Here is a 22,331-nt window from a genome sequence, read left to right on the forward strand (position 1 = left end):
GCGTTTTTGGCTTATGATCAGGGCTTATGGGTGCGACAATCTTCGCCGGCGCTCGGACACAATTCCGACACCTACCCTCCAATGGGTATGGAATTGCACGGAAGTGAATGGGTAAGTTGAACCAGGTTCAACAAACGAAGACTGACAAGAAACAACAGAATTTGTTGTTCGATATCAGCAGTTTAGGCGAGAAGACGGACTCATGGAACAGTCAGCCAGCTCGAAATACGTGATTATCGGGGCCGGAATCCACGGCCTGAGTACAGCGTATCACCTTGCCCTCCAGCTCAAGGCGACGGGCAAGGGGTCCGGTGAGGATATTCTCGTCATTGACAAGGCGTCAATCGGCGGCGGTGCATCGGGAATTGCCTGCGGCGTGGTGCGCAACAATTACTTCCAGCCGGCCATGCGCGAGTTGATGGCGCACTCGGTCGGGGTGTGGGAGAGCGATCCCAAGGCATACAGCTACCACCCTGTCGGGTACATGCAGATCAGCGCCGAATGCATGCATTCGGATGTGGCGACGATCTACGAACAGCAGCAGGCCATCGATTACGAGTCCACCTTCATCGAGGGGACCGACGACTGCCGCAAATACATGCTGGGCATCTTCGACGACTGGCAGGCCCAAGGCATTACCTCGGTCCTGCACGAAAAACGCGGCGCTACGCCAACAATACGGCCTCGCTCTATGGTCTGGCCGGTAAGGCCGAGGCAGAGGGCGTGCGGATCGCGACCGGTGTCGAGGTTCTCGGCTTCGAATACGGCAACAACTCCGGCGCCGTCACCGGCGTCGTGACGAACCGCGGCACGATCGCTTGCGATGCGGTGGTCGTTGGCGCAGGTCCTTGGGTGCTGAAATTCTGGGACATGCTTGAGCTGCCGAAAGCCATCTCCATCAAAGGGCCCGACGGCGAGATGCACGACGACGTGCCGATGTGGAAATTCTGGTGCCTGGAGGAGGGGACGCTCGGCGTCGATCCCGACATGCACAAGACCAACAACGGCAGCATGCCGCCGGTCATTCACGTGGATACCGACGCGCCGCTCTATTCGGACGTCGACGGGTCGTTGATCACCGACAAGCTGTGGGGCCTCTATTACAAGCCCGACTTCAACTTCGGTGGCATTCAGGGCGGCGCCTCTCCGTACAAGGTGGACGAAGACCCCGACAAGGTCGCCCTCGATCCTTACGGGCCGGACTCGCCGGACTTCATCGTCGGCGACGACTTCATCCACATGTGGTGTTCGATGCTGGCCCATTGCCAGAAGCGTTTCGAAGGCAAGATCTCCGCCTACAAACACAAAGAGAAGTCCGGCGGCCTTGGTTGCTTCACGCCGGACAACTTCCCGGTGTTCGATACCTTCCGGGAGAATGTCTACGTCATTGCCGACTCCAACCATGGTTACAAAATGATCGGGGTTGGTAAGCTCGTCGCGCAAGAGCTGGTTGGGGAGAAGAGCAAGCTACTGGAGCCGTTCCGCTTCGGGCGCTTTGCGAAGGGTGAGCTGCATCCGGTCTCCCACAGCCCATTTCCGTGGAGTTGATGTTAGGGAGACGTCAATGGATATCGAAACCTATGTAGATGACCCGCAACGCCAGGAGCTGGTCAAAGAAGTTCGGAAGAAGATCGACGAACTTGGAATTGAGTATCTGTACCTGCAGTTCGTGTCGATCACGGGCCGCATCATGGGCAAGGGCATCCCGGCCGATCACTGGGAGAGCGTTGCGAAGAAGGGCTTCCAGCTCGTTTACGGCGCGACGGTCAACCTGTTCCTCAACAGGCATGGCGAATATTTCGGCTACGGCCCCGAGGCTGCCGAGCTCGTCGGCATCCCCGACCCGGAAACCTTCATGCAGCTGCCATGGGACAAGCGCGTCGCGCGCATGTACTGCACGCTGTTCCGGAACCGCGAGGAAAAAGAGAATCCGGGCGGCTTCCTGACCGCGGATTGCCGCGGCAACCTTCGCCGTCTCCATCAGGACTTCCAGAAGAAGCACGACGGCCTGCAGCTCCGCGTCGGCACCGAGCCGGAGATGATGTGGCTGAAGAAGGACGAGGACGGCAAGCCGAACGGCGGCTACTCCGAGCCCTACTGCTACCACATCGATCAGTTCGAGAGCCTTCGCCCCGTCTACATGAAGGTGATGGAGTATTCCCGCAAGATGGGTCTCGACATGATCCAGGGCGACCACGAAGACGCGCCCGGCCAGCTCGAGCTGAACTGGATGTACGACGATGTGCTGCGTAATGCGGACCGTCTGACCACCTACCGTCAGATCTGTGCGCAGGTCGCGCGCGAGTTCAACATCATCGCCTGCTTCATGACCAAGCCCTTCATGGGTGTGTCGGCGAGTGGCTGTCACCACAACATGTCGCTGTGGCGCGGCGGTGAGGACGTGTTCCGTCGGACCGGCAACGACCCCGACGACCTGCCGGGCATGCGCGAAAACTACATGTACGTCTCGGGCGGCGACAACACGTTCATGCCCGACGGCGACGACCCGCAATTGCCTGGCAAGGCGGGGCTCGCGGCCATCGGCGGCATCGTGCATCACCTGCGCGCCCTGACCGCGGTCGGCTCCTCGACGGTGAACTCTTATCGCCGTCTCTGGGACACCGGCTTCTGGGCGCCGATCTTTGCCGACTGGGGCTTCCAGAACCGCACCACGGGCTTGCGCGTTTCGGCGCCTGGCCGGTTCGAGTACCGCTCCGTGGACTCGATGGTGAACCCTTATCTGATGGGATCCACGATCCTGGCGGCCGCCGACGACGGCATCGACAACAATCTCGATCCGGGCGAGCCCGAGGAGCGCAATATCTACGAAGCCATCGCGGCCGGAAAGGAAGTGAAGCGGCTGCCGATGAATCTCGGCGAGGCGCTCCAGGCTTTGAAGGACGACGAAGTCGTGCAGCGTGGCATGCCCGGCGAAATGTACCGTCTCTACAGCGAATACAAACGGGACGAGTGGGAGCGTTTCAACCACACCGTCACCGAATGGGATGTGGAGACCTACCTCAACTGCCTGCCATAGCAGCTGAACAACGAGTTGAACGCGTCGCGCACTTTGCGCGGCGCGCTTGGTGAAACGGAGGAACAAAAACAATGTGCGGGATTGCTGGTGTCATTCATCGCGGTAAAGCGGTGGGCGTCGGTCAAGAGATGACCGCGATGCTCCAAAGTCTGAAGCATCGTGGACCCGACTCGACTGGGTTTGCCGTTTACGGCGTGACGAAGCCTGACGAGTACGTCATGCGCTTGAAGCTCGCCGAAGCAGAGGACTTCGAAACGGATTACAACATCCGTGACAAGATCCGCGACCGTCAGGCCTTGGTCGACAATCGGCTGGCCGAACTCGGTGCGCAGACGATCGAAGTCGAGCAGCCGACGCCTTATGCATTTCGTTATCGCCTGCGCTTTTCGGGCGACACGAAGCAACTGGCCTCGGACCTGGAGCATATCGAGGGCGGTGAAGTCCTGTCTTTCGGTAACTCCCTTGAGCTGATCAAGGATCTGGGCGACGCCACGGTCGTGTCCCAGCAGTACGGCCTTGCCGATTTCCAGGGTACGCACGGCATCGGGCACACGCGCATGGCCACGGAATCGGATGTCGATATCCGTTCGGCGCATCCGTACTGGGCTTATCCCTACAACGACATCAGTGTCGTCCATAACGGGCAGATCACGAACTATTGGATCATGCGCCGCGAAATGGAGCGACTTGGTCATCGGTTCATGTCGAACTGCGACTCCGAACTGCTGGCGGTTTATACGGCCAACAATCTGGAGCAGGGCGCGACGCTCGAAGACTCCCTGAGGGCGTCGATCAAGGAGATCGACGGCGTCTTCACCTACATCGTCGCCACGGACAAAGAACTGGGCATGGCCAAGGACACGATGGCCGCGAAGCCCATGGTTCTCTACGAAAGCGACGACATCGTTGCGCTCGCCTCGGAGGAAGTGGCCATCCGCGCCATCGTTCCCCGGGAAATCGATACGTCTGATCCCTATGATGAGGAGGTGCGGGTATGGCAACGCTAACGCAAGCTGCGCCGTCTGAGCAGGAACGCAAGTCCCATGAAATGGGCATGCATACGGAACAGCTCACCGGTCGTTCGCAGCAGGTTTTCTTCGATATTGATCTCAACGAGGCCCATCACGGGTTCAGTCTGCCCGACGCGTTCGACGTGGACTTCAACAAGCGCGGTGAGATCGATGCGTCCAATATGGATGCGAAGCATGTCAACGCCCGCATCCGTGAGATGATGGGCGAGGGCTACGGGACGATCGTTCTGAAGAATCCCGCTGCCAAGCATTCCTTGGCGGTCGGCATTCTCAATCGGCTCAATCTCATCATCGAAGGCTCGCTCGGCTATTTTGGCTGTGGCTTGGTCGACGGACCGAATATCCGCATCAACGGCCGCGTCGGCTGGTCCTGCGGCGAAAACATGATGAGCGGAACCATTCTCATCGAGAAGAACGCGGGTTCGCAGTTCGGTGCCGCGCTCCGCGGTGGCGACCTCGTCTGCAAAGGCGATGTCGGCTCGCGCACGGGCATCGACATGAAGGGCGGCAACATCATCGTCGGCGGCGACACAGGTTCGTTCACCGGCTTCATGATGCAGCGCGGCCGCATGGTGATCTGCGGCAATGCCGGCAAGAACCTTGGCGACTCCATGTACGACGGAACCATCTTCCTGGGTGGAGAACCGAGAAGCCTTGGCGTTGACGCGGTCTGGAGCGACATGACCGATCTCGATCGGGAGTGGCTCGAGAAAAAACTCACGAAGTACGACGTGATGCCGAAAGGCGGCATCGGATCGTTCCGCAAAATCGTCGCCGGTAAGCAGCTCTGGAACTACGACAATCTAGAGCCGACCGAGAAGAAATTGGTTCTGTAAGGGGAGCTTGCTGAGATGGCTAAGGATAAGAAGCAGAAGGCGAACGGCGCGAAAGAGCCCGCCGAACAAAGCCGGTTTCTGCTGGGTAAGAGTCAGATCTTCACACCGGAGGTCATGAACGATATCCACGTGAAGGCAGAGTTGGGCCGCTACAGAATGCGCGGCTTCTCGCTCTTCAAGAAGATCCCGCACTGGGATGACCTCACCTTCCTGCCGGGTACGCTGACGCGTTTCGTCATCGAAGGGTATCGCGAGAAGTGCGATACCAAGACGGTGATCGGGCCGCAGGCGAAACGCCCGCTGCAGTTGGATATTCCGGTCTACGTGACCGGCATGAGCTTTGGTGCGCTGTCCTACGAGGCGAAAATCGCGCTGGCGCGTGGTGCCACGATGGCGGGTACGGCAACGTGCTCGGGCGAAGGCGGCATGATCCCGGACGAGCGCCGCTATTCGTCGAAATGGCTCTACCAGTGCATCCAGTCGCGCTACGGCTTCAATCCGCATCATCTGCGGCTGGCCGACTGTTGCGAGTTCTTCATCGGACAAGGCTGTAAGGTCGGCCTTGGCGGCCACTTGATGGGCCAGAAGGTGACCGACCAGGTCGCCGAGATGCGCTCCTTGCCCGCCGGTATCGATCAGCGGTCGCCCGCGCGGCATCCCGATTGGCTGGGTCCGGACGATCTGGCGCTGAAGATCGAGGAAATTCGCGAAGCGACCAATTGGGAAATTCCCATTCAGCTGAAGCTCGGCGCCGCGCGTGTCTACGACGACGTGCGCATGGCCGTGAAGTGCGGTCCGGATTCCATCTATATCGACGGCATGGAAGGTTCGACGGGTGCGGGTCCGCACATCGCGACGGAAGATACGGGCGTGCCAGGTATCGCCGCGATCCGTCAGGCACGCCGGGCCATCGATGAGCTCGGCATGCGGGGCAAGGTCAGCCTTGTCTACGCGGGCGGCATCCGCAACGGCGGCGACGTCGCCAAGGCGCTTGCACTTGGTGCGGACGCGATCGCCATCGGCCACTCGGTCATGATGGCGCTCAACTGCAACAAGGAAATTCCGGAGTCGGATTTCGAGGCTGAGATGGGCGTGCCCGCCGGCCGCTGTTACCACTGCCACACGGGCCGTTGCCCGGTGGGCGTGGCGACGCAAGATCCGGAGCTGCGCAAGCGGCTCGATCCGGAAGAGGCGGCGGAGCGGGTCTACAACTTCCTGCACACGCTGACCTTGGAAGCGCAGCTTCTGGCCCGTGCGTGCGGCAAGACCGACATCCACAGCCTGGAGCCGGAAGACCTTGCGGCGCTGACAATGGAAGCCTCCGCCATGGCCCAGGTGCCGCTGGCGGGAACCGACATGACCGTCGGTGTCGAGAACTATCACAAGCTGGGGTGAGGAAGACGATGTCCAAGAAAGATCAGAACGACGTCGATAAGTACTTGAAGGACTCCGCCGGTCTCGACACCGAGCGCGAGAAGGTCATCGGTCAGCACATCGGCTACCGCTACGACGTGAACCTGTTGCCCGACGACGACAAGATCACGCCGTTCCTCAAAGAGTACATGGAGTTCATGGGTTGGGACGACCTCAACTGGTTGGAGGACGTCCACATGGGCTACGAGGAAGGTCAGCCCGCGATCTTCGATCGCAACATCAACGGCTGGGTCCGTATTCCGAAGTCAATGGCGCTTCCGAATAACCAGCAGGACCGGGACATGATCGCCCGCGAACTGCTGATCCGTTTCCAGACTTCGCCGAACCATCCACTTCACGACCTGAACAAGGCTTACCGCAAGTTCTAACGAACTTGCGGTTCGCCGCGTCGAAAGAACCAGAGTCAATCAACAGAGGAGGTGTGTCCGCAGCTACGACTTAACAATGCAAACGCAGAACGCCCGAGCACAAAAAAAACAGCGAGGGCGACATCAGAGCCGCCTAGTGCGGCCGATTCCTTGAGGGAGGAACAAAATGTCAGATGCAACCACGGCTTCCGCTGCCGGAAGTCCGGGCACGGAGTCTACGCTTCATCGTGTGATTGGTTGGAAGGATGCATTCTGGGTCGCTAGTGGCGTCCCGGCGCTTGTGCTCTTTTCAATCGGCGGCATCGCCGCCACCGTCGGAACACCGTCCGTTCTTGTTTGGACGCTTTCGGTTCTGTTCGGATTCATTCAGGCTTTCACCTATGCGGAAATTGCAGGCCTCTTCCCGACTAAGTCGGGTGGAGCATCGGTCTACGGTGCTGCCGCTTGGGTTCGATACAGCCGGTTGATCGCGCCGCTTTCGGTCTGGTGCAACTGGTTGGCTTGGACTCCGGTTCTGGCGATCGGTTGCGGCATCGCGGCCGGTTACATTCTGACGGCACTGTTCCCCGCGGACTCGGCGATCCGAGCCTGGGAAATTCAGTTCCTCGACCTGTCCTTCTTCAAGGAGGGGCTCAGCCTTCGCGTCGATGCGACGTTCTTCATCGGTGCGATTCTTATGTTGATCTCGTTTGCCATTCAGCATCGGGGAATTCTGTCGACCGCCAAGGTGCAGACCATCGTGGGCGCGTCGGTCCTGATCCCGCTTCTGATCATCGGCATCGTGCCGCTGATCACCGGCGATGTGGCGATGGAAGCGTTCAAGCCGTTCGCGCCTGGCACGGACCCGGCAACGGCGGCTTGGGACAAGGCAGGCTGGACATTGTTCTTCGGCGGACTCTTCATCGCCGCCTGGTCCGCCTATGCGTTCGAAACGGCCATCTGCTACACGAGCGAGTTTCGCGATCCGGCGACGGACACCTACAAGGCGATCCTCTATTCGGGGCTTCTGTGTATTGCCGTGTACGTGCTGGTGCCGCTGTCGTTCCAGGGTGCGCTCGGTCTTGCCGGGGTTATCGCGCCGGGCATCGTCGATGGCTCGGGCGTTGCCCAGGCCATGGCCGGCATGGTCGGTGGCGGTGCCTTCATCACCAATCTGCTCGTGGTGATGCTGTTGCTGGCTTTGATGCTCGCCATTACGACGGCCATGGCCGGCAGCTCGCGGACGCTCTACCAAGGCTCCGTAGACGGATGGCTTCCGCGCTACCTCAGCCGCGTTAACAAGCACGGTGCGCCGACGAGCGGCATGGGAACGGATCTCGCTTTCAATCTGATCCTGCTCCTCATGTCGGATTATCTGTTCGTGCTGGCGGTCTCGAATGTCTGCTACATCGTATTCAACTTCTTGAACCTGAACGCAGGCTGGATCCACCGGATCGACAATGCGCATGTGAAGCGCCCGTGGAAGGCGCCCACCTTCCTCATGGGCATTGGCGTGGTGCTGGCCTTCGTCAACGCGTTCCTCTTGGGCGCGGGCGCGGAGGTTTGGGGATCGGGGACCTTGGTCGCAGGTGCGATCGCCATCGGCCTCGTCATCCCGGTCTTTATTTTCCGGCACTACATCCAAGACAAGGGACAGTTTCCGCCTCAGATGTTGTCGGATTTGTCAGTAGACGGAAAGACGATCTCGCAAGCGAAGGCAGGCGCGTTGCCCTATATCGCCTTGGTGGGCGGCGTCCTGTCGGCCGGTATCGGTTACGTGATTTTCTGGACGTAGCGCGCACCTAGACAACACGGGAAGGCGCCGTTGCGGCGCCTTTCTCAAGCGATGGCCGGGATCCTGAAATATGGGTCTCGGCCGTTTTTGATTCTGCGGCGATGAAGGGTGTCTTGCCCGCTGCGCGACCCGGGACGTGCACTTAATTTCTGGCGCAGATCGGGGCTTTTCACATCAGGAAACTAGGTGTTTTCATAGGGCCAAATTGCCCCTGGGAGCAGCGCCATGACGCGGCAATATTTCCTGTTGGTAAAAAATTTTGCACACAATTGACGGAGCCGTTGGCGGCGCTTAGCATGCCAGATTAATCGGTGTGTTCCCCAAGTATAACCTGGGGCGGGTCCGATGGATTTCGAAGGAGGTGTGCTAGCGACCAACTTACCAACATAACGTCCAATCAACATGGCAAAGGGACAGATCTAAATATAAGTCCCGCCACTGAACCCTAGGGGGGTTACAAATATGGGCAATAACTTAGACGCGCTGACAACCGTCTTTACCGAGTTCTATTACTGGGTAACGGTTGTCTTCATGTTTCTTATTCACGTTGGGTTTTGCATGTACGAGGTCGGCGTCAGCCGGCGGCGGAATCATATGCATACCCTCATGAAGAACACGATGCTGATCCCGTTGGTGACCATCACGTTCTTCTTCTTCGGCTGGTGGATTTATTGGGCGTTCCCCAACGGGCCGTTCATCACCGGCGGACTCGATACGGAGACGGCGGCCGCGAATTTGCCCACCTCTCCGACGATGGCGACTGACCTTTCCGATCGAATTACCGGCGTGTTTTGGGCAGCTTTCCTCCTGTTCTCTTGGACGGCAGCCTCTATCGTTTCCGGTTCGGTGATTGAGCGTATCCGTTCCGGTGCGTTCTGGATCATCGCGGTCATGATCGGTTCCGTAACCTGGATCATCGATGCGGCCTGGGGCTGGAGCGCCAATGGCTGGATGGTCAAGCTTCTCGGCTATCACGATGCGTATGCGTCCGGCGTCATCCACGCCATTGCCGGCGGTACCGCGCTCGGCGTTCTCGTCGTACTCGGGCCGAGGCTCGGCCGCTTCCGGGCGGACGGCACGGCGCGGGACTTCGTACCGCATAATCCCTGGCTGGTGACGGTGGGTCTGTTCCTGATCTACACGGGCTTCTGGGGCTTCTATGCCGCTTGTAACGTTCCGATCATTTCGCCGGAAGGTATCGGCGGCCTGATCACCGGTGAGACGTGGACGGCGACGACCATCTATCTCACACCGACCACGCTTGGCGCGATCACCTTCAACTTCCTGATGTCTCTGTCGGGCGGTCTGATGGTGGCTTACATCATCTCGAAAGGCGATCCGTTCTGGACGTATTCGGGTGGCCTCGCGGGCATCATCACGGCCTCTGCGGGCAACGATTTGTACCATCCGATCCAGGCGATGTTCATCGCGGGCATCGGTACGTTCATTGCCTACAAGATGCACTATTGGGTGGAGCGGACATTCAAGATCGATGACGCGGTCGGTGCGGTGGCCGTTCACGGCTACGCCGGCTTTGTCGGTCTTGTGATCGCAGGGTTCATGCTCTGGGGTTACCCGTCCTCGCCCTATGAAGGCTACGCGGCGATCAATCCGCTCGGTAACACGATCGGTGCGGTCATCATGTTCTTCGTTCTCGGCTTTGTTCCCGCCTGGATCGTTGCCAAGATCCTGAACGGGATGGGGCTCCTCCGGGTGCCGCGCGAATCGAACTCATGGGTCTGGACTTCAAGACCCTGGCCGACGAAGAGCAGGCACGGGAAGACGTGCGCGAAGCCGAAAAGGCGCTCGTGTAACGGTGACGGCAAGATATAGAAAGGAAAACCACTATGGGTAGCACTTGGGCAGTCGATCTTGCCAACGTAAGCGCGATCTATCCTTGGCAAGGCAGTGAACTGATCATGGTGATCGCCGGTGTCGCGGCGTGGATCCTCTGGCACATCATCCAACTCCGTGAGGAGAAGGAAGAGTTCCAGGAGGATGTGGCTAAGTACGGCAGCAAGGAAGCCATCCGTAAGGCTCTCGACGATCACTCGGTCTAAGCCCTCACTTAGACCGCCAGCAGAGGGGGGCGCCCGCCGTTTGCGGGCGCCCTTCTACGTTCACGGTTCGGTTGGGTGAGAGAGAGTGTCGGGCCGGCGCCGGCTTCCGCGCCGCGCGTTTAGAAGTTCGTTTCGACCGACTTCCAATCGGGCTTGAAGGCCAGCACCTGCATGCCGTCGGGCAGGGCGGGGTTGAACACGCGATTGTGCCAGATCGCGGCCTCGTGGTTGGCGTTGCCTTCCTTCACAGCCTTGACCTTGCAGGGGATGCGGAAGGCGTGCCGTCCTTGAGAAAAATCGAGGATGCACCGGCCGTCCTCGATAAGCATACCGGTAAGCGGCGCGTCGGGCGGTAGTACCGCCAATAGGCGGTCGGTGAACTGCTTCGTCTCTTGATAGTACTCCGACTGGAGAAAGCGCAGCGCCTTCTCATAGGTCTCGCGCGGGTCTGCCGATTTCTGAACCTGAAAGCGGAAGAAGGCGGTGCTTTCCTCCGGCTCTTCAGGCGCCAGCAAGACGGTGAGGGCGGAGAGCTGTTCCTTCCCGGAGTCGCTCAACACGCGGGGACACATGCCGCTTGACGGCCGTCCCCCTTGTTCCCGCATTGCCGTCTTCCTTAACTGACACTGCCACTCCAGGAAACGGTCTCTCAGCTTTCGCGATCCGCTCTTGCCCACGATGATGTACTGCCTTGATTTATCTAACTGTTGTGCGGTCACCATAGCGCGTCTTGGCCGCACCATCAGTCCCGCCGAAGGGGTATTGCAAGGGACTTAGCGCGGCAACGTGCAGGCGCCAAGTCGATGCGTTTGCATTACGGCGACAGGCCGGTTGCGGCACGGTTTCGACCGCCCATCGCGCCCCTGCCGTCGCCGCGCTGACGCCCTTAACCCGCCACTAACCATACGAAGTTTTGCCGCCCTTCATCGTTAAGAGACGTTTAGGGGCGGGCTCTATCCTTCGGGGGGTGAGGCCTGGTTTCGTAACGGGATTTGGGACGAAACCGGCGCTCGATCCATTGAGGGAGTAACTAATGCGTACGGGATTTTACCGGGCGATCGCCTTTTCCGCGGCTCTTGGCATTTGTGCTACGGCCTCCATGCCTGCCAGCGCGCAGGACTACGGACTGTACGACAGCACGTCGTATTACGGCTCAAGCACGATGGGCTCTGACTCGACGTTCGAGGGGTGGTGGCTTGGCGCGACGATCGGCGGTTCCACCGTCAGCTACAGCACATCGCCGGGTTCGGTCGATTCCGACGGCTTCGTCGGCGGTGTCATCGGCGGCTTCAGCTGGCAGCACGGCCCGTTCGTGATTGGCCTCGAGGGCGACTACATGGGCGCCGATATCGAAGGCGGCGGCAGCATCAACAACGGGGTCAATAAAGCCAAAATCGGTTTCGACAATCTCGCCGATCTGCGCATGCGCTTGGGCTACACCATCACGCCGAACCTGCTGTTGTTCGGCACCTTGGGCGGTGCCTGGGCCGGCGCCGATGTGTATATGAGCGGTCCCGGCGGCGGTTTTCGCGAAACCTCGTTCACCGGTTGGAGCGCGGGCGGCGGCGCCGAATACGCGTTTCAAAAGGACTGGAGCCTGCGCCTCGATTATCAGTTCACGGATTTTGGCGAAGAGTCCGTCAAATTCCAGGGCGGCAACAAGCAGACCTTCGATCCGGATTCGAACTCGTTCCGTGGCTCGGTCATCTATCGCTTCTAGAAACCGGCACCGTGATGCGTTGAAGCGGGCATAACCGTTTCTGGTCGATGTTCGCCCCGCATGCCTGCGGCTCCAACTCCGTGCTGAAGCAAATCCGCACGTCGAAGAGATTGCCGCGCCGGCAGCTCACCGCGATCATGTCCGGCTGCATCCAGTCGTTGGCGGCCTGGAACTCGCTCTCGATCTTCTCGGGCGACAGGAAGAGCTGCGTCTGCGGGTCGTCGAGAGAACCGGGGATCGTGACCTGTTCGTAAGCCTTCCGCGCCTTGGCGAAGTAGGCGGACGGCGAGAGACCGGTGCATGTGCCGTGGGTCTTGTACTCGTGGATGACGATTTCCTTGTCGGGCATGATGCCCCGCATCTCCTGGATCACGTCTGACGAAATCCACGGACGTTCGCCATGGTAGCAGTTTTCCGGCCAGCCGAGATCGTATTGCGGCCATAGGCCGTGCAGGACGAAGTCGGCCTGCCGGTCTTCGTCGCACTGGTCGTCGCCGCGCTCGTGCCCTTCGGTGAGGCAGTGGGTCGGGGACCAACTCAGAACGAGGGCGTAGTAATCGACGTCGCCGGGATCGGCGTGGCGGAAGGCGTGCGGTTCGGGGCCGTTGTCGGCGCACGCCGGCGCGATGCCGAGGAGCGACGCCGCCAGGGCGAGGGCGCAGACAGACGCGCTACGCCGCGGCATCGGCGGCTCCGAGCGCAGCCAGGATGCGCACCCAGCTCCGCGCCCCCTCCTCGAAACTCGAGAGATTGTATTTCTCGTTCGGCGAATGAATCGCATCGTCCTCCAAGGCGAAGCCGACCAGCAGCGCGTCCATGCCGAGCCGTGTGCTAAACGCCTCGACGATCGGGATGGAGGCGCCGCAGCCGACGATCACCGGCGCCTTGCCCCATTCCGCCGCGAGCGCTTGCGCCGTGGCGCGAAAGGCCGGCGCATTGGTATCGAAACCGACGGCCGGTGATCCGCCTTCGCCCTTGTAAGTGACGTCGACATCGGCGGGCAGGCGCGCCGCGATGTATTGGTGGAGACCTTCGATGACCTTGCTCGGCTCTTGGCCCGGCACGAGCCGGAAGGAGAACTTCGCCGACGCTTCGGCGGGAATGACGGTCTTGGTGCCGGGGCCCGTGTAACCGCCGAGGATTCCGTTCACCTCGATGGTCGGCCGGCTCCAGAGCTGTTCGACGACGCTCCGATCCGTTTCGCCGGCGGGCACGCTCAGGCCGACTTCGCCGAGGAAAGCCTCTCCGTCGAAATTGAGCGCACGCCAGGCGTCGCGTTGTTCAGGCGAGGGCTCCGAAACGCCGTCGTAGAAATTGGGGATCGTGATGCGGCCGTTGTCGTCGTGCAGGCCCGCGATCAGCTCGGCCAGAACGCGAATGGGATTTTGAGCGGGGCCGCCGTAGATGCCCGAATGCAGATCACGCGAGGGTCCATGCAAGGTGACTTCCGAAAAAGCCAAGCCGCGCAGGAAAGCCGTGATCGCCGGCGTCTCGGCATCCCATTGGCCCGTATCGCAGACGAGCGCGATGTCGGCCTTGAGAGAGTCTCCATGCGCTTGAAGAAACGGTTCCAGGCTCGGGCTTCCGGATTCCTCTTCGCCCTCGAGCAGGACCGTGACATCGACGGGCAGGGCGCCGGTCGCGTCCATCCACGCGCGGCATGCCTCGACGAAGGTCATGACCTGGCCTTTGTCGTCGGAGGCGCCGCGGGCCACGATGATCTTGCCGTGGGTCGGGTCGTCCACAATCTGCGCATCGAAGGGCGGCGCGTTCCAGGCCTCCAACGGATCCGGTGGCTGCACGTCGTAGTGACCGTAGAAGAGGACATGCGGGCGCGGCTGTCCGTTCGTTTCGCCGCGCCACCGCGCCACGACCATAGGCTTGCCGTCGGTCGGCTCGACGCTGGCTTCGAAGCCGATGCCGCGCAACGTCTCTGCGCACCAGCCGGCCGCCTCGAGGCAGGCGTCGTGATAGGCCGGGTCGGTCGAAATGCTGGGAATGGCCAGGAACGCAGTGAGGCGGGCGAGCGCGTCAGCCCGATCTTTCTCGAGCGTGTCCAGAACGCTGTCTGCGCAAGGTCCGCCCCGCGTTGCGTCACGCCGTTGTCCTGCACTGTCATGAACTCGCTCGTCTTGTATCTGGCCGTGCTGCGTCGACCGGCCAACAAAAACCCGCCGTCGACATTAGCGTCCAATGACGCCAGAGTCGCGGCGGGTAAACAACTTCAGGTATTCGGGACGTTATTCTCCGAGCTGGACATTGATCGCCTGGGGTCCCTTGCCCCGGCGGTCCGGCTCCGTCTCGAACGAGACCCGTGCCCCTTCGTCGAGTGCTGGCAGACCGGATCGCTGCAGAGAAGAGATATGCAAGAACACATCTTTTCCGCCGTCGTCTGGCGTAATAAAGCCGAAGCCTCGCGTGTGATTGAAAAACTTGACCGTACCGGTCTGACGCATGGGAAGCTCCTTTCCCCCTCCAATAGGTCCCGCGCGCGCGGGAAATATAGGCAAGTCTAGGAAACGGGAAAAGAAACCACGTCACTTCCCACGGAGCGTGAGCGGCCAGCCTCAACCCTGGTTCGCAGTCTGCCCAATAAAGCGCCTCACTCTAGTTGTGTCTGCTAGTCATGCGCAAGACCCCAAGTTGTTCTTGGGCGAGGCTAGGGCAATACAAACGAGGCGTTTAGTTGGGGTAGGGCGACTGGTTCGGCGGCCCATTGAGCTCGTAACCACCGGCGCCGTAATCGAAGCCAGGCGCTTCGACGGACGGCTCGGGCATTTCCGGCGTACCCCAGACATCGCTCAAGGTCCAGGAGGTGCCGCCAATGGCCGGTCCGCGATGGGGCTTCTGCAAGAGGCCGCCGGAGCGTTCGCTGCGGGCGCCGTTCTGGGCTTCGGCCGTCTCGACCGAAAGGCCAATAGAGGTCGCGACGATCAGGGTCGCGAGGGGGAGCGCTCTGAAGAAAGCCGCTAGCGTGAGCATTTGGGTAGCCTCCGGTCGGGCCGGGCCCGCATGGCCCGACATTCGATTCTCACAGTATTTGGTTCGGGCGTCACTTGCACGCACGATCGAAGACAATGCCTTCGAAAACCATTCGAATGGAGAATATGAAGGCTTTTTCGGCCCGTGCCTGTGGCATCCGGGCAACGGTCGGAAATCTTCTGCGTATTGCGCGCCGGCCTCTCAACGAAAAGAGGGACGCCCGGTCCTCCCAGGCATCCCTCTCAGCATGTGACCCCGCCTCTTGGCGAGAGATCCGGCCGGCCCGCTAGTTCAGGCGGGTCAGGCTCACCTTTGCGGTGCCCGAGCTGATCATGCCGAGCTTCGAGGCGGCAGCTTTGGACACGTCGATGATCCGGCCGCCGGTAAAGGGGCCGCGGTCATTGATGCGCACGACCACGGAGCGGCCGTTGTGCAGGTTTTTCACGCGCACCTTGGTGCCGAACGGCAGCGAGCGGTGGGCGGCGGTGAGGGCGTTGGGATTCATGCGCTCGCCACTCGCAGTCATCGAGTGGAGGGCGTACCAAGACGCGTTGCCCACCTGGGCAGCGTTCGCGGCGTTGAGCGGCAGCAGGAACGCCGCCGAAAGAAGTCCCACCAACAACAGTCTTACGCGCATTTTCAACATGCGTTTCTTATCTCCTTCAATCTTGGGAGGGGTTCGAGCTTGGGGACTCGGTCGTTCGCGAGTCAGCAGTGCTCGTTCTGCGCAGACTGGAATTTATGGAAGAAGGCGGCGGAAAGCTGGCGGCCGCGCGGTCTTTGGAAGGCCATTTGCTGGCGGCGTGGCCACGCTTTTATCAAATATTACAAAAGCTTATCTTTTTGCGCCAAATTGTGCCAGCGCGATGCCCGAAAGGACTGTGGCGCGATACCACGGCATGACCACAAGCTTTCGCGGTCGGATGGCCGTTCTTGGCGCCGGCAAGTCTCGACGATATCTGCCGTCAGTTTAGGCTGTCCGAATCTGTGCCCAAATCATTGACTTACATCACCTAATGCTTGCCCTTTTTAGTCCCTATTGTAACACTCTTATGTACAAACAGATTCCAATGGGGAAAGCCAAGGACGCGTGAGAGATGGAACAAGAGAAGAGGATGCCTGAAGGTCAGGAAAGTCAGTATATGGCGGGGGACGCCAATGGGCTGGAGCCGATGACCGTGACGCAGGCAACTTACCTCAAGACACTCGCCGACCAGATGCACGAACCGAAGGCCTTCGAGCAGGGGCTGAGCCGCAGCGAGGCATCCCGGCGCATCGACGTGCTGCGAGAGAAGATCAGGATTTGGGAACTCCCGCCGCACACCGATTAGCATCGGTTTTCGCGGGGCACGTTCCCACAGGTGGCGGCGCGTATATCACGCGCTCCCGCTCTGATTTGCCGGACACGGCCTCTATGCGGTCGGGCCATTTTACGATGGCATGACAAGCATTCGCCGATCTGTTCGAACTCATTCCTCTTTGCTTGACGGATGCCGTCCGACTGGGTTCAGTGGCGCGCATGTCTACACACCCCCTGACTCGCGTCATTCGATTCTCAGTGCTTGCTGGCCTGTGTGCGGCGGTGCTGTTCGGTTCCGCTTCGTCTGCGCTCGCGCAGAAGTGCCCCGGCCCCGCAGGCTTCAATAAGTGGCTGCAAGGCTTCAAACAGCAAGCCATAGCGGCAGGGGTCTCGCCGCAGACCGTGGCCACCGCCCTGAACGGCGTCACATACGATCCGCGGGTCGTCGCGAAAGACCGTGCCCAAGGTGTGTTCGCGCAGGACTACCTGACCTTCACCAATCGGATGGTGAACAAGAACCGCCTGGCGTCGGGCCGGGCGCGGCTTCAGAAGTACGCGCCGGTCTTCAAGCGTATCGAACAGCAATACGGCGTGCCCGGCCCCGTGCTGGTGGCCTACTGGGGCCTCGAGACCGACTTCGGCGCCTTCATGGGCAACATGGACAGCATCCGCTCATTGGCGACGCTGAGTTACGACTGCCGCCGTCCCGAGGAATTTCGCGAGCAGCTGCTGGATGCCTTGAAGGTGCTCGACCGGGGCGACCTTCACCGTTCGCAGATGCGCGGGCCGACCCACGGTGAGGTGGGGCAGTTCCAGTTCCAGCCCAGCACCTATTACAACTTCGCCGTCGACTACGATGGCGACGGGCGCCGCGACCTCGTCAAGAGCGTACCGGACTCGCTCGCCTCGGCGGCGAACTACATCGCCTCGAAGGGCTGGCAGGCCGGTCAGCCCTGGCTGGAAGAAGTGATTGTGCCGCAGAACCTGCCGTGGGATCAGGCCGACGTGACCATCCAGCGGCCGCGGCTGTTCTGGTCCAAATACGGGGTGAAGTATCGCAACGGGCAGCCCGTGCCCGCGGACGCGACGCCCGCCTCGCTGCTCCTGCCGATGGGACGCAACGGACCGGCCTTCCTCGCCTATCCCAACTTCATCAATGTCTACCTCGACTGGAACAATTCGCTGGTCTACTCGACGGCCGCCGGCTACTTCGCCACGCGGCTGGCAGGGGCGCCGCCGCTTCGCACCGGCAACCCCGAACCTTTCAGCGGTGAGGAGAGCAAGCAGCTGCAGCGGCTGCTCGTGCAGCGCGGCTACGATGTCGGCAAGGTCGACGGCGTGATCGGCGCAGCGACCCGGGATTCGATCCGCGCTATGCAGCTTCAATACGGGCTGCCTGCGGACGGCTATCCGAGCCACGCGCTGTTGCGGAAATTGCAGGCCGGCGGCTAGGCGCGCACCGGCCCGCATTTCTTTGCGGGCACAGCCCTTCCTTACGTCACGCGCCGCCAGATGAGGTGATCGACCGAGATCGCTCCGGGGCCGCGCGCGACGAGGAGGAACAGCAGCGCAAACCACAGGATGTGATCGGGCCAGCCCTGCGGATAGACGAAGACCTGAATGACGGCGACCATGCCGATAAAGGCCAGCGCCGTCAGGCGGGTCGCCAGGCCGATCGCCAGCAAAACAGCGCCGATGAGCTCCTGGTAGGTGGCGAGATAGGCCAAGACCTCCGGCGGAATGACGGGCACCTTGTATTCCTCCTTGAAGAGGAAGAACGTGGTGCTCCTCAGCTGGAAGTACTCGTCTACCTTTGTCAGGCCCGAGCGCCAGAACACGGAGGCCACGGACAGACGCGCGATCAGCGCGACCAGGCTGTAGGGGATTCCTTCGGCCAAGTTCCGGCCGCTCTTCAGTAAACGGACGAGTGCAGACATTTCGACTCCCTGCTGCCAATTTGATCTGCAGCCAAGCTAGCCGACCTTGCCGTCACGTAAGGCTCATATCTCCTCACAAGCGCTTGACCGCTGCGCGAGGGAGCGCCCACGAAAAAGCCCGGCGCGGAGGCCGAGCTTTTCGACGCAAAACTTTTGCTTTCCGGTCTCCGGGGACTGTCCACGCGAGTGGGCGCGGACGAGGGGAGGCAAAACCGGGAAGGCTTACGACGACAACAGACTACTTGTACGGCACGGGGGCCGGGGGAAGCTCCGTGACAACAGCCTGCTGGTGCAAATGGAAACACCCGCCAAGGGCGAGCGTCGCGGTAACGACCGCAAGAGCGATGATGGTGCGCATAACTGATTCCCTCTACGCGTTGCGTACTCAAATCGGTACGCAACCACTTTCGCTTCATAGGCTTGAAAAAGCGTTAAAGGGGGGATCGGTTTGGAACGGCCTGTTTTCCGCGGCGTTCCTGGGCCCAATAACCTAGAAGCCCGGCGCGAACGCCAGGCTTCCGGGTCGATAGGCTTCCCCTCGCTTGTGGCACGAGGAGTTGGGGGCGAAGAGCCATGTCCTTTTGGATGCGTTCGCTGGATCCTCAAGGACATGCGGCAGGAGACGTCATGGCGCGGCCCATCTCTCCACCCAAAGCGAAGATTGGCGCGCCGCACGCAAGCCGGCCTTGCGTTGGATCAAGTGGCAATCGTCCAAACTTGCAATTCAGGTGACCCAATTTTCCTATGGTACTATGGACTTTTGCAACATCAGGTTGACGCCTATGACAGAAGAATCTTGGCTGGAAGCTTTCAGTGTGCCTCGACCCAGTCCGACTGAGGGGCTTGCTGACGAGTTTGAGAAGTTGTTGAACGATGCAACGTCCGAGGAAGAGATTCAGCGCTTTCTGACCGCCAACCCTTTCATCCTCGCCGAGCAGCTACCCCATTGCCACCACGTGATTCCAAAGTTCCGTTTTGGTGGAAAGTATGTGTCCGATTATCTACTCCCAGAAATGACTTCCGGTGGGACCTTTTGGACCTTGGTAGAACTTGAGCCTGCCAATGCTCAGCTTGTCACGGCGTCTGGCCATCTGGGGGAGAGAGTTAGAGGCGGAGTGCAGCAGGTCAAGGACTGGCGCGATTGGTTGCTGAACAACCTCGATCACGCCATTAGACCGCGGGACCAAGATGGCCTCGGACTGGACAACATGGCCGGGATTTGGGGTTGGGTCATTGTTGGACGGCGCTCGATGGTCACGGGTCGATTCAATCAGCTGCGAAAGCAGATATGGGACGATTCGAAAATAACTATCATGACCTACGACCGGGTACTTGAGTGGTACAGGCGGCGCGAAGAGCACTGGCAAGCATGGGACGCGCAATTGCAGGCTTGGGCTGATTCGAATCAGCGACCGGTGAGCGCTAGTCACGTCCGGTTTGTCTTGAACGTCCGCGTGCCGGGCTTGCCGGAGCGCGAGCGGGGCTTTGCCCTCCGCAACGGGATCTCGCGGTTGTGCGGTCCCATCTCATCGAGGCTCGGCTTATGCGGGCGGGAGATGTCGGTCGATGCCGCCGAGCGTTCCAGCTCCGATTGCCGGGCCAGCGGGTCGTTGGCGATGGCGAGCTCCATCTGACGCAGCCGTTTGACCTCGTCGCGCAGGCGGGCGGCCTCCTCGAATTCGAGGTCGGCGGCGGCGGTGCGCATGCGTTTCTCCATGTCCTGGATGACGCTTTCGATATTGTGACCGACCGTGCCTTCGAGGGGCGTTTGGCCGTCCTCGGCGAAGCCCGCGCCCGCGTCCACCAGCACGTGGTCGCGCTCGTATACGCTCGAGAGAATGTCACCAATATTCTTCTTCACGCTTTCCGGCGTGATGCCGTTGGCCTCGTTCCAGGCGACCTGCTTTTCGCGCCGCCGCGAGGTCTCGGCCATGGCGCGCTCCATGGAGCCGGTTATGCCGTCCGCATAGAGGATCACCTTGCCGTCCACGTTACGGGCGGCGCGGCCGATGGTTTGCACGAGCGAGGTCTCGGAGCGCAGGAAGCCTTCCTTGTCCGCATCGAGAATGGCGACAAGCGCGCATTCGGGAATGTCCAGGCCCTCGCGCAACAGGTTGATGCCGATCAGCACGTCGAAGGCGCCGAGCCGAAGATCGCGGATGATCTCGATGCGCTCCAGCGTCTCCACGTCCGAATGCATGTAGCGCACGCGCAAGCCCTGCTCGTGCATGTATTCGGTCAGGTCCTCGGCCATGCGTTTCGTCAGTGTGGTGACGAGGACGCGGTAGCCGTTGGCCACCACTTTGCGGGTCTCGTCGATGAGGTCGTCCACCTGGGTGGTGGCGGGGCGGATTTCGACCGGCGGGTCGACAAGCCCTGTGGGTCGGATGACCTGCTCGGCAAACACGCCGCCGGTCTGATCGAGTTCCCAGCCGCCCGGCGTCGCCGAGACGTAGACGGTCTGCGGGCGCATTGCGTCCCATTCCTCGAAGCGCAACGGACGATTGTCCATGCAGGAGGGCAGGCGGAAACCGTATTCCGCGAGTGTGGACTTGCGCTTGTAGTCGCCGCGGAACATGGCGCCGATCTGGGGCACGGTGACGTGGCTCTCGTCCACGAAGACAAGCGCGTTGTCGGGCAGATACTCGAACAGGGTCGGCGGCGGCTCGCCGGGTTTGCGGCCGGTGAGGTAGCGCGAATAGTTCTCGATGCCGGCGCAGGACCGGTGGCTCGATCATCTCCAGATCGAACAGGGTCCGTTGCTCGAGGCGCTGCGCCTCCAGAAGCCGTCCGGCGCCGTTCAACTCGATAAGGCGCTGCTTCAGCTCCTCCTTGATGCCGCGTACGGCCTGTTTCAGCGTGGGCTTCGGCGTCACGTAGTGCGAGTTGGCGTAGATCTTCACGATGGCGAATTCGTCGGTCTTGGCGCCGGTCAGGGGATCGAACTCAACGATGGATTCGATCTCGTCGCCGAACAGCGAGATGCGCCAGGCCCGGTCGTCCAGATGGGCCGGCCACAGCTCGATCGTGTCCCCGCGGACGCGGAAAGAGCCGCGCGCGAAGTTCACGTCGTTGCGCCGGTATTGCAGCGCCACGAGATCAGCCATCAGCTGCCGCTGCTCGATGCGGTCGCCGCGCTTCAGGCTGAACGTCATGGCCGTGTAGGTCTCGACCGAGCCGATACCGTAGATGCAGGACACGCTGGCGACGATCACCACGTCGTCCCGCTCCATGACCGCGCGCGTCGCAGCATGGCGCATGCGGTCGATCTGCTCGTTGATGGACGAGTCCTTCTCGATATAGGTGTCCGTGCGCGGGATGTAGGCTTCCGGCTGGTAGTAGTCGTAATAGGAGACGAAATACTCCACGGCGTTGTCGGGGAAGAAGCTCTTGAACTCCCCGTAGAGCTGGGCGGCGAGCGTTTTGTTGGGTGCCAGGATCAGCGCCGGCCGCTGGGTGCGCGCGATGACCTGGGCCATGGTGAAGGTCTTGCCCGAGCCGGTGACGCCGAGCAGCACCTGATCGCGTTCCTGCGCATCCGCCTGGGCCACGAGTTCGGCGATGGCTTGGGGCTGGTCGCCCTTCGGCTCCATCTCCGTCTGGAGGTTGAGCTCGATGCCGCCTTCGGATTTCTCCGGGCGCGCGGGCCGATGGGGCGTGAAGGCCATGGCCGCGCCCGTGACGAGCGGGTGGTCCTGGATCAGGGGTTGGGACGCTTCGCCGAAACCGGGGTCGCGCCGTCGCCGGACACGGGCATGCCGGCCGCTTCGCCGGTTACGGCGCGCGGTTCGGCGCGGGATCCGAAAGTCTTGGGTGGGCGAGGGGGCATGCTCGCGAATATGGCGACCGGGA

At 61.0% G+C, this 22,331-nt stretch carries 21 protein-coding genes and 1 pseudogene; 14 read left to right on the top strand and 8 right to left on the bottom strand.

All coding sequences use genetic code 11. From position 1 onward, the window contains the following. The first annotated feature begins 202 nt into the window (after window positions 1-202). From AUC70_RS18255 to AUC70_RS15960, 10 genes are all read left to right on the top strand, one after another. The gene (locus tag AUC70_RS18255; protein WP_206599289.1) at window positions 203-799 is read left to right on the top strand and encodes an NAD(P)/FAD-dependent oxidoreductase; all 597 of its coding nucleotides are present in this window, start codon (window positions 203-205) and stop codon (window positions 797-799) included. After that, complete coding sequence (locus AUC70_RS18260; RefSeq protein ID WP_206599296.1) at window positions 724-1,548, top strand: FAD-binding oxidoreductase/lyase; 825 nt, start codon at window positions 724-726, stop codon at window positions 1,546-1,548. Before AUC70_RS18255 ends, AUC70_RS18260 begins: the two co-directional genes overlap by 76 nt. A gap of 16 nt (window positions 1,549-1,564) precedes the next feature. Further along, window positions 1,565-3,037: a glutamine synthetase family protein gene (locus tag AUC70_RS02005; protein WP_069443357.1), complete on the top strand. Its 1,473-nt coding sequence runs from the start codon at window positions 1,565-1,567 to the stop codon at window positions 3,035-3,037. A 71-nt stretch (window positions 3,038-3,108) separates the two neighbouring features. Next, on the top strand, window positions 3,109-4,044 hold the full coding sequence (locus AUC70_RS02010; RefSeq protein WP_069443358.1) for a class II glutamine amidotransferase domain-containing protein: 936 nt from the start codon (window positions 3,109-3,111) through the stop codon (window positions 4,042-4,044). Then, window positions 4,032-4,904, top strand: coding sequence for a GltB/FmdC/FwdC-like GXGXG domain-containing protein (locus tag AUC70_RS02015; RefSeq protein ID WP_069443359.1), 873 nt, complete (start codon window positions 4,032-4,034; stop codon window positions 4,902-4,904). Before AUC70_RS02010 ends, AUC70_RS02015 begins: the two co-directional genes overlap by 13 nt. A 15-nt stretch (window positions 4,905-4,919) precedes the next feature. Beyond that, on the top strand, window positions 4,920-6,299 hold the full coding sequence (locus AUC70_RS02020; RefSeq protein WP_069443360.1) for an FMN-binding glutamate synthase family protein: 1,380 nt from the start codon (window positions 4,920-4,922) through the stop codon (window positions 6,297-6,299). A gap of 8 nt (window positions 6,300-6,307) precedes the next feature. Continuing rightward, entirely contained in the window at window positions 6,308-6,706 is a 399-nt protein-coding gene (locus tag AUC70_RS02025) for a hypothetical protein (RefSeq protein WP_069443361.1), read from the top strand. Between the two features lie 166 nt (window positions 6,707-6,872). Further along, window positions 6,873-8,480 (top strand): trimethylamine N-oxide permease, encoded by a 1,608-nt coding sequence (locus AUC70_RS02030; RefSeq protein WP_069443362.1) that lies wholly within the window; start codon window positions 6,873-6,875, stop codon window positions 8,478-8,480. Window positions 8,481-8,942: 462 nt separating this feature from the next. Continuing rightward, window positions 8,943-10,313 carry an ammonium transporter gene (locus tag AUC70_RS02035; protein ID WP_244505460.1) on the top strand — a complete coding sequence of 457 codons (1,371 nt, stop codon included), beginning with the start codon at window positions 8,943-8,945 and terminating at the stop codon, window positions 10,311-10,313. 14 nt (window positions 10,314-10,327) lie between these two features. Then, a complete protein-coding gene (locus AUC70_RS15960; protein ID WP_083241165.1) occupies window positions 10,328-10,540 on the top strand; it encodes a hypothetical protein in 213 nt (70 codons plus the stop codon). Between the two features lie 119 nt (window positions 10,541-10,659). Here AUC70_RS15960 and AUC70_RS02040 read toward each other — a convergent pair whose 3' ends face one another. Then, entirely contained in the window at window positions 10,660-11,145 is a 486-nt protein-coding gene (locus AUC70_RS02040) for a hypothetical protein (protein WP_141701896.1), read from the bottom strand. A 428-nt stretch (window positions 11,146-11,573) separates the two neighbouring features. On the opposite strand from AUC70_RS02040, the gene AUC70_RS02045 reads away from it, so the two are divergent. Further along, on the top strand, window positions 11,574-12,260 hold the full coding sequence (locus AUC70_RS02045) for an outer membrane protein (RefSeq protein WP_069443364.1): 687 nt from the start codon (window positions 11,574-11,576) through the stop codon (window positions 12,258-12,260). On the opposite strand, the gene AUC70_RS02050 is transcribed toward AUC70_RS02045, so the two are convergent. The 5 genes from AUC70_RS02050 to AUC70_RS02070 form a co-directional block, all read right to left on the bottom strand. Further along, window positions 12,244-12,945 carry a ribonuclease T2 family protein gene (locus AUC70_RS02050; RefSeq protein WP_069443365.1) on the bottom strand — a complete coding sequence of 234 codons (702 nt, stop codon included), beginning with the start codon at window positions 12,943-12,945 and terminating at the stop codon, window positions 12,244-12,246. The genes AUC70_RS02045 and AUC70_RS02050 overlap by 17 nt on opposite strands. Beyond that, window positions 12,932-14,320, bottom strand: coding sequence for a M20/M25/M40 family metallo-hydrolase (locus AUC70_RS02055; RefSeq protein WP_069443366.1), 1,389 nt, complete (start codon window positions 14,318-14,320; stop codon window positions 12,932-12,934). The genes AUC70_RS02050 and AUC70_RS02055 overlap by 14 nt, the downstream gene beginning before the upstream one ends. A 180-nt stretch (window positions 14,321-14,500) precedes the next feature. After that, window positions 14,501-14,716, bottom strand: a complete 216-nt coding sequence (locus AUC70_RS02060) for a cold-shock protein (RefSeq protein WP_045368101.1) — start codon at window positions 14,714-14,716, stop codon at window positions 14,501-14,503. A gap of 226 nt (window positions 14,717-14,942) precedes the next feature. Further along, window positions 14,943-15,242 (bottom strand): hypothetical protein, encoded by a 300-nt coding sequence (locus AUC70_RS02065; protein ID WP_069443367.1) that lies wholly within the window; start codon window positions 15,240-15,242, stop codon window positions 14,943-14,945. Between the two features lie 286 nt (window positions 15,243-15,528). Further along, window positions 15,529-15,888, bottom strand: coding sequence for a septal ring lytic transglycosylase RlpA family protein (locus tag AUC70_RS02070; RefSeq protein ID WP_069443368.1), 360 nt, complete (start codon window positions 15,886-15,888; stop codon window positions 15,529-15,531). A 469-nt stretch (window positions 15,889-16,357) separates the two neighbouring features. Here AUC70_RS02070 and AUC70_RS02075 point away from each other — a divergent pair, with 469 nt between their 5' ends. Beyond that, complete coding sequence (locus tag AUC70_RS02075) at window positions 16,358-16,573, top strand: DUF3072 domain-containing protein (RefSeq protein ID WP_244505461.1); 216 nt, start codon at window positions 16,358-16,360, stop codon at window positions 16,571-16,573. Between the two features lie 188 nt (window positions 16,574-16,761). Next, window positions 16,762-17,994 carry a lytic murein transglycosylase gene (locus AUC70_RS02080; RefSeq protein ID WP_069443369.1) on the top strand — a complete coding sequence of 411 codons (1,233 nt, stop codon included), beginning with the start codon at window positions 16,762-16,764 and terminating at the stop codon, window positions 17,992-17,994. 41 nt (window positions 17,995-18,035) lie between these two features. Here AUC70_RS02080 and AUC70_RS02085 read toward each other — a convergent pair whose 3' ends face one another. Then, complete coding sequence (locus AUC70_RS02085; protein ID WP_069443370.1) at window positions 18,036-18,479, bottom strand: DoxX family protein; 444 nt, start codon at window positions 18,477-18,479, stop codon at window positions 18,036-18,038. 782 nt (window positions 18,480-19,261) lie between these two features. Between AUC70_RS02085 and AUC70_RS18715 the strand changes: the two genes are divergently transcribed. Continuing rightward, window positions 19,262-20,113: a Shedu anti-phage system protein SduA domain-containing protein gene (locus tag AUC70_RS18715; protein ID WP_425283575.1), complete on the top strand. Its 852-nt coding sequence runs from the start codon at window positions 19,262-19,264 to the stop codon at window positions 20,111-20,113. Here AUC70_RS18715 and uvrB read toward each other — a convergent pair. Continuing rightward, window positions 20,059-22,318 (bottom strand): annotated as a pseudogene (gene uvrB / locus AUC70_RS02090) (excinuclease ABC subunit UvrB); the annotation flags it as partial. The gene AUC70_RS18715 and the pseudogene uvrB overlap by 55 nt on opposite strands. Window positions 22,319-22,331 lie beyond the last annotated feature (13 nt).

Source organism: Methyloceanibacter stevinii, from assembly GCF_001723355.1.
Classification (GTDB): Bacteria; Pseudomonadota; Alphaproteobacteria; order Rhizobiales; family Methyloligellaceae; genus Methyloceanibacter; species Methyloceanibacter stevinii.

What these genes read in the sequence shown, in the direction of transcription:
- AUC70_RS02065 (WP_069443367.1), bottom strand. Translation starts at nt 15,242, where the DNA reads ATGCTCACGCTAGCGGCTTTCTTCAGAGCGCTCCCCCTCGCGACCCTG.
- AUC70_RS02015 (WP_069443359.1), top strand. Translation starts at nt 4,032, where the DNA reads ATGGCAACGCTAACGCAAGCTGCGCCGTCTGAGCAGGAACGCAAGTCC.
- AUC70_RS02075 (WP_244505461.1), top strand. Translation starts at nt 16,358, where the DNA reads ATGCCTGAAGGTCAGGAAAGTCAGTATATGGCGGGGGACGCCAATGGG.
- AUC70_RS18255 (WP_206599289.1), top strand. Translation starts at nt 203, where the DNA reads ATGGAACAGTCAGCCAGCTCGAAATACGTGATTATCGGGGCCGGAATC.
- AUC70_RS02085 (WP_069443370.1), bottom strand. Translation starts at nt 18,479, where the DNA reads ATGTCTGCACTCGTCCGTTTACTGAAGAGCGGCCGGAACTTGGCCGAA.
- AUC70_RS02040 (WP_141701896.1), bottom strand. Translation starts at nt 11,145, where the DNA reads ATGCGGGAACAAGGGGGACGGCCGTCAAGCGGCATGTGTCCCCGCGTG.
- AUC70_RS02030 (WP_069443362.1), top strand. Translation starts at nt 6,873, where the DNA reads ATGTCAGATGCAACCACGGCTTCCGCTGCCGGAAGTCCGGGCACGGAG.
- AUC70_RS02010 (WP_069443358.1), top strand. Translation starts at nt 3,109, where the DNA reads ATGTGCGGGATTGCTGGTGTCATTCATCGCGGTAAAGCGGTGGGCGTC.
- AUC70_RS02025 (WP_069443361.1), top strand. Translation starts at nt 6,308, where the DNA reads ATGTCCAAGAAAGATCAGAACGACGTCGATAAGTACTTGAAGGACTCC.
- AUC70_RS02020 (WP_069443360.1), top strand. Translation starts at nt 4,920, where the DNA reads ATGGCTAAGGATAAGAAGCAGAAGGCGAACGGCGCGAAAGAGCCCGCC.
- AUC70_RS18715 (WP_425283575.1), top strand. Translation starts at nt 19,262, where the DNA reads ATGACAGAAGAATCTTGGCTGGAAGCTTTCAGTGTGCCTCGACCCAGT.
- AUC70_RS02070 (WP_069443368.1), bottom strand. Translation starts at nt 15,888, where the DNA reads ATGTTGAAAATGCGCGTAAGACTGTTGTTGGTGGGACTTCTTTCGGCG.
- AUC70_RS02080 (WP_069443369.1), top strand. Translation starts at nt 16,762, where the DNA reads ATGTCTACACACCCCCTGACTCGCGTCATTCGATTCTCAGTGCTTGCT.
- AUC70_RS02035 (WP_244505460.1), top strand. Translation starts at nt 8,943, where the DNA reads ATGGGCAATAACTTAGACGCGCTGACAACCGTCTTTACCGAGTTCTAT.
- AUC70_RS15960 (WP_083241165.1), top strand. Translation starts at nt 10,328, where the DNA reads ATGGGTAGCACTTGGGCAGTCGATCTTGCCAACGTAAGCGCGATCTAT.
- AUC70_RS02060 (WP_045368101.1), bottom strand. Translation starts at nt 14,716, where the DNA reads ATGCGTCAGACCGGTACGGTCAAGTTTTTCAATCACACGCGAGGCTTC.
- AUC70_RS02005 (WP_069443357.1), top strand. Translation starts at nt 1,565, where the DNA reads ATGGATATCGAAACCTATGTAGATGACCCGCAACGCCAGGAGCTGGTC.
- AUC70_RS02050 (WP_069443365.1), bottom strand. Translation starts at nt 12,945, where the DNA reads ATGCCGCGGCGTAGCGCGTCTGTCTGCGCCCTCGCCCTGGCGGCGTCG.
- AUC70_RS02045 (WP_069443364.1), top strand. Translation starts at nt 11,574, where the DNA reads ATGCGTACGGGATTTTACCGGGCGATCGCCTTTTCCGCGGCTCTTGGC.